The following is a 5,006-nucleotide window of genomic DNA, read 5'->3' on the forward strand; positions in this document are numbered from 1 at the left end:
GCCCGGTCCGCCCTCGACGCGCTCGCCCCGGAGGTCCGCCGGGCGGCCCGGGAGCTGCTCGACGGTCCGGACGGCGCGGACGCCGGCGCGCGTGCCGCGGCGGCCGCCAGCGCCGCGCGCCGGGCGGAGGCCCTCACCGCCGAGCTGGACGAGACGCGGGAACGGATCGGTGGGCTGCGCGAGGAGAGCCGCGCCGCCGCCGAGGAGGCCCGCCGCCGGGGGGTCCGGCCGCTCACCGGCGACCGGCTCCCCGTCGACGCGCGGCATGCCGAGACGCTGCTCACCGCCGCGTATGGCGCCGCCCGCTCCGCCGAGGCGGGGCTGGGGCGTGCCCGGGCGGCGCGTGAGCGGCTCGGGGTGCTCGCCGAGGCGCATGACGGCACGCTCGCCGCGTTTCGCGCGGTCGCCGAGACGTTGAGTGACGCGCTGGCCGACACCGCCCGCCGCGACGACCCCGCGGCCGGCGTCACGGCCGGCGTCACCGCCGCGGCGGGCGACGCCGGGCCTGGCGGCGCGGCGCCCGCCGGTGATCCCGGTGACGGCGCCGCCGGGGCGACGGTCGACGCGTTCGCCGGTGGCCCGGACGACGCGCGCGCGGCGGCAAGGGCGGCCCGCGACGGCTGGCGGGAGGCGAACGCCCGGCTCGCCGCCGCTGCCGCGACGGTGCGGGCGGCGGCGGACGCGGTGGCCGCCTGGGCCGGGCTGGAGCGGTTCGAGGGCGTGCGGGCGCCGGCGCGCCGGCAGATGGTCCGGGCCGGCCGGGACGCGGTCGCGGCCCACGCGGCCGCGTGGGCCGACGCGCTCGCGCCGCGGCTGCGCAGCCTGGACGACGACCTCGCGCACATCGGCCGCAACCGGGCCGCGATCGTCGCCCGGCTGGAGGGCATGGTCCGGGCCGCGCTCGGCACGCTGCGCGCCGCCCAGCGGCTGTCGCGGCTGCCCGACCAGCTGGGTGACTGGTCTGGCCAGGAGTTCCTGCGCATCTCGTTCACCGACCCGGACGCGGCCACTCTCGCCGACGCCCTCGGGGAGGTCGTCGACGCCGCCGCGTCCGCCGCCGTCGGCCAGGCCGGCGCGGGTGCCGGCCCCGGGCGCGGGTCGGCGACCACCGAGGCGGCGGCTGTGGGCGGCCACGGCGGTCCCGGCGGCACCGCCGGGACTGGCCGGGCGCCGGTGGCCCGCCTCGACGGGATGGCGCTGCTGCTGCGCGGCGTGCGGGCCGCGCTGCCGCGCGGGGCGCGGGTCGAGGTGCTCAAGCCGGACGCGGTGCTGCGCACGGAGCGGGTCCGGGTCTCCGAGCTGGGCGACGTGTTCTCCGGCGGGCAGCAGCTCACGGCGGCGATCATCCTGTACTGCACGATGGCCGCGCTGCGCGCGAACGACCGCGGCCAGCTGCGCACCCCGCACGCCGGCGTGCTGTTCCTCGACAACCCGATCGGCCGGGCCTCCGCCGGCTATCTGCTCGACCTGCAGCTCGCGGTCGCCGACCGCCTGGGCGTCCAGCTCGTCTACACCACGGGCCTGTTCGACACCGCGGCCCTGGCCGCGTTTCCGCTGGTAGTCCGCCTACGGAACGATGCGGATCTCCGGGCCGGGCGCAAATACCTCCGGGTAGAGGAGCACCTGCGCCGAGGCCTCCCCGGCGCCTCCGACACAGTCGACTCCCCCACCGGCGTCCTCGCCGCCACCCGCGTCTACCGCCGCCCCACCTGACACCTTCGGCCAGCGGCGTCCACGCGGTCTGACCGGGCCGCGGCCCGCGCGCCGGCCGCGGCGGGACCGGAAGGCATAACTCCCGGCAGGAGGCCTGGAACTCGGTCCGAGGAGGCGCGACCGCCTCGAGGAGGGCGGTCGCGGGTACGGCACAAATAGGAGCACCGCCCGGCTCGGGGGGTACCGGGCGGCACTAACTTCTGATTTTGTCAGCTACCCGAAGGTCGCACAAGACATCGGACCAGCAATTTCTGGCAAGGCCCATTGGGTAGGTGATGTAACAACCACATGACCGTCGCCGCAAATTACAACGCAATTGCGTGAGCATCGGCGCGCTTAGGAACAGGTGGCTACGGTGAGCGAGCCCTCGTGGGTCGCCACCCGGTTGTTCAGGTCCTTCACGGTAACCGTGTAGCCCAGTACGCCGGCGGGTGACGGGCCCAGCTGGGCGGTCCAGGTGGAGCGGTCGTCGATCGTCGAGTCGAGGCTCAGCGCCAGGGTCGCCGTCGCTCCGTCCGGGCCGGTCACGGCGACCGTCCCGCCGGCCATGCCCACCGGGTCCTGGACCTCGACGGTCAGCGTGCCCGTCGCCGGAGCGCCGTCCGTCGCGCAGTCCTGCGCGCGCAGCGACGGCGGCGTTACGGAGAGGATCCGGGGACCGGCGGTGACGACCGCCGTCACGCGGATCGTCCCGCCGCCACCGCCCGACGCCGGGGTGACCTCGATGGGCACGTCGAGCCGGCCGACGGGCGCGGCCACCCGGTCCAAGGTGATCACGAGCTGGGTCCCGTAGCCGGGGTCGAGGCGGCTCGCGCGCGGTACCGCGGTCAACCAGGAGGGCAGCGCTCCGACCCGCACGGTCAGCGGCGCCGAGCCCGTGTTGGACAGGTCGACGCTGTCGGTGGAGTCGACCGAGCCGAGGTCGACGCCGGTCCGCGCGAGGACGAGCGCGGGGCCGGTGGGGCGTGGCCCCGCCGGGGTGGCGATCCGGGTCGCCGTGCTCGCCACCGCCGTGGGCGGTGGCGGCACCGGAAGCATGGTCGGGAGCAGGCCGAGCCCGGACCCGGGGGCGGGGCTGGCGCTGGCCGTCCCGGGCGGGCCCGCGGTCGCGGACGGGCCGGCGACCGTCACCTGGCTGGTGTCGTCGGTCTGATGGGCGGCCGGCGCGGAGCCGTCCTCGTCGCCGTCGGTGTTCCCTCCACCGGCGCTGAGCAGCGCGAAGCCGACGAGGCCGCCGACGATGGCGACGGCCATCAGGGTGCCCGCCGCGATCCGGCCCCACCGCGGCCGCAGGATCCGCCCGGAGGTCCCCCAGGGCGAGCGGTGGCGCCCGGATGGGCTCGCGGCGCGGATGCCGGTCAGCGGTATGGTCGACGGCCCGGTCAGGGGGCCGGTCAGCGGCCCGGACAGCGGCGGGGTGGGTGGCCGGACGTCGCGGGCGCCGGCGGCGTTGCCGCGCCGGTTGAGGCCCCCGCGGCGCCGTCCGTCGTCCACCGTTCGTTGCTCCATCGCCGCCGAGCCTAGGGGCGGGCACGGCCGTCCGTGGGGAGATTGCTCGTTTCCGTGACCGTTGTCGGGTGTCGGTCGGCGGACGCGCCGGGGTGGCGACGCGCCCGGACGGGCCCCGCCGGCGCGGGGCGAACGGGAGATTTCGAGGGCAAGAAGACGATGCTTCGGGACACGGCCGGCGATCTCAATGCATCTGCGGAAACTCCGTGGCAGCCTTGCAGAACCCGGTCCCGAACGGCCGGGCGACCCCCGACAGCCGCCGGAGGCGCGAAGGAGGACCTCGCCGCGCCAAACGCGGCCAAGGGACCTGGTGACCTTGAGAGGCGCACCAGCCGCGCGTGGCGCGCCTTCTCGGCCGATCGCTCCGCGCGTCCGCCCGGGTTCGCCGCGACCCGGCGCCGGGCGGCGCGCGGTGAAGGAAGGAGCCCGCATGCCCGGCCCCGGCTACACGATGGAGGTCGAGCTCGGCAAGATCCGCGAGTTCGCCCGGGCGACCAAGTCGCGCAATCCCGACCATCTGGCCGCGGAGCGGCCGGTCTCCCCCGTCACCTTCCTGATGACGTCGGCGTTCTGGTCCGACGGCGCGCTGGTGCCCTGGGAGCAGATCGACGGCTTCGACGAGATCGATCCCGGCCGGGTGTTACACGGCGGCCAGGAGTTCGTCTTCCACGGCGAACCACCGCGCGCCGGCACCCGGCTGGTCGGCCAGGCACGGATCGCGGCCGACTACGTCAAGGAGGGCAGGCGCGGCGGCACGATGCGCTTCGTCGAGATCGTGCAGGAGTTCCGCACCCCGGACGGACGCCCGGTCGCCTCCGCCAGGAACACCGTGATCATTACCGGCCAGGCGCCGGAGAACGCCGCCGACCAGGCCGGCGGGAAGGACGGCGCCCGATGACCACCACCGCCACCCGCGCGGCGGGCCGCGAGACGTCCGGAAACGCCGCCGGATCGGCGAAGCCGAGCCAGCGGGTCCGTTGGGAGGACCTCGCCGTCGGCGCGGGGCCGGCGCCGTTCGTCGACCAGCCGCTCACCCGCACCGAGTTCGTCCGGTACCAGGGCGCCTCCGGCGACATGAACCCGATCCACCACGACGAGGAGTTCGCGCGGGCCGCCGGGTTCCCGACGGTGTTCGCGGTCGGCATGCTGCAGGCCGGTGTTCTCGGCACCTACGTGACGGACTGGCTGGGCGCCGCGAACGTGCGCCGGTTCGCCGTCCAGTTCCGCGAGCAGGCCTGGCCGGGCGACGTCCTCACCTACACCGCCACGATCACCGGGCTGCGCGAGGAGAACGGCCAGCGCCTCGTCGACCTGGCGCTGCTCGTCACCCGCCAGACCGGCGGCACGCACATCAGGGGCGAGGCGACCTTCGTCGTCCCGCTGTAACTCTGGTTCGCTCCGTCCGGGCTGTGTTTCTTGGTTCGCTCCGTCCGGGCACGGCGCTCCGGCCCCTTGCTCCGCTGCGCTCCGCAAGGGACCTCCGCGCCGCGTCCTCCTCCGCTCACGTGCGCTCCGGCGACCTCCGCTGCGGCCCGGCCACTTCGCTTCGCTCGTGGCCGGGCCTCCGCGCAGGCACGCCTGCGCACCAGCTCGGTTACGAGATCCCACCAGCCCCGATCCAGGCAAAACCCCCACCGGGGAACCGCCTCGCTTCGCTCGTGGGCGTAGCTCCGCGGAGGCGCGCCTGCGCGCCGTGGGGCTGGGTCTGCTGGTCCGCTGAACTCGAGGGCCGCGCGGCCAGGAGGCCGGCCGCGCCGCCCCCCGGGCGGGCCCCCCGCCCCGCC

General features: G+C 76.2%; 3 protein-coding genes and 2 pseudogenes. 3 read left to right on the forward strand and 2 right to left on the reverse strand.

The genetic code is table 11. The features are described from left to right. A pseudogene (locus tag I6A81_RS44515) lies at positions 1 to 1,713 on the forward strand (hypothetical protein); the annotation flags it as partial. 336 nt (positions 1,714 to 2,049) lie between these two features. Here the strand turns inward: I6A81_RS44515 and I6A81_RS40325 are convergent. Further along, positions 2,050 to 3,222 carry a hypothetical protein gene (locus tag I6A81_RS40325; RefSeq protein WP_203007984.1) on the reverse strand — a complete coding sequence of 391 codons (1,173 nt, stop codon included), beginning with the start codon at positions 3,220 to 3,222 and terminating at the stop codon, positions 2,050 to 2,052. Positions 3,223 to 3,652: 430 nt separating this feature from the next. On the opposite strand from I6A81_RS40325, the gene I6A81_RS40330 reads away from it, so the two are divergent. Then, positions 3,653 to 4,120, forward strand: a complete 468-nt coding sequence (locus tag I6A81_RS40330; protein WP_203007985.1) for an FAS1-like dehydratase domain-containing protein — start codon at positions 3,653 to 3,655, stop codon at positions 4,118 to 4,120. Further along, on the forward strand, positions 4,117 to 4,608 hold the full coding sequence (locus tag I6A81_RS40335) for a MaoC/PaaZ C-terminal domain-containing protein (protein WP_203007986.1): 492 nt from the start codon (positions 4,117 to 4,119) through the stop codon (positions 4,606 to 4,608). Before I6A81_RS40330 ends, I6A81_RS40335 begins: the two co-directional genes overlap by 4 nt. Before the next feature lie 53 nt (positions 4,609 to 4,661). On the opposite strand, the pseudogene I6A81_RS46465 reads toward I6A81_RS40335, so the two are convergent. After that, positions 4,662 to 5,006 (reverse strand): annotated as a pseudogene (locus I6A81_RS46465) (DUF6895 family protein); the annotation flags it as partial.

This window comes from Frankia nepalensis (genome assembly GCF_016786325.1).
GTDB classification, from domain to species: domain Bacteria; phylum Actinomycetota; class Actinomycetes; order Frankiales; family Frankiaceae; genus Pseudofrankia; species Pseudofrankia nepalensis.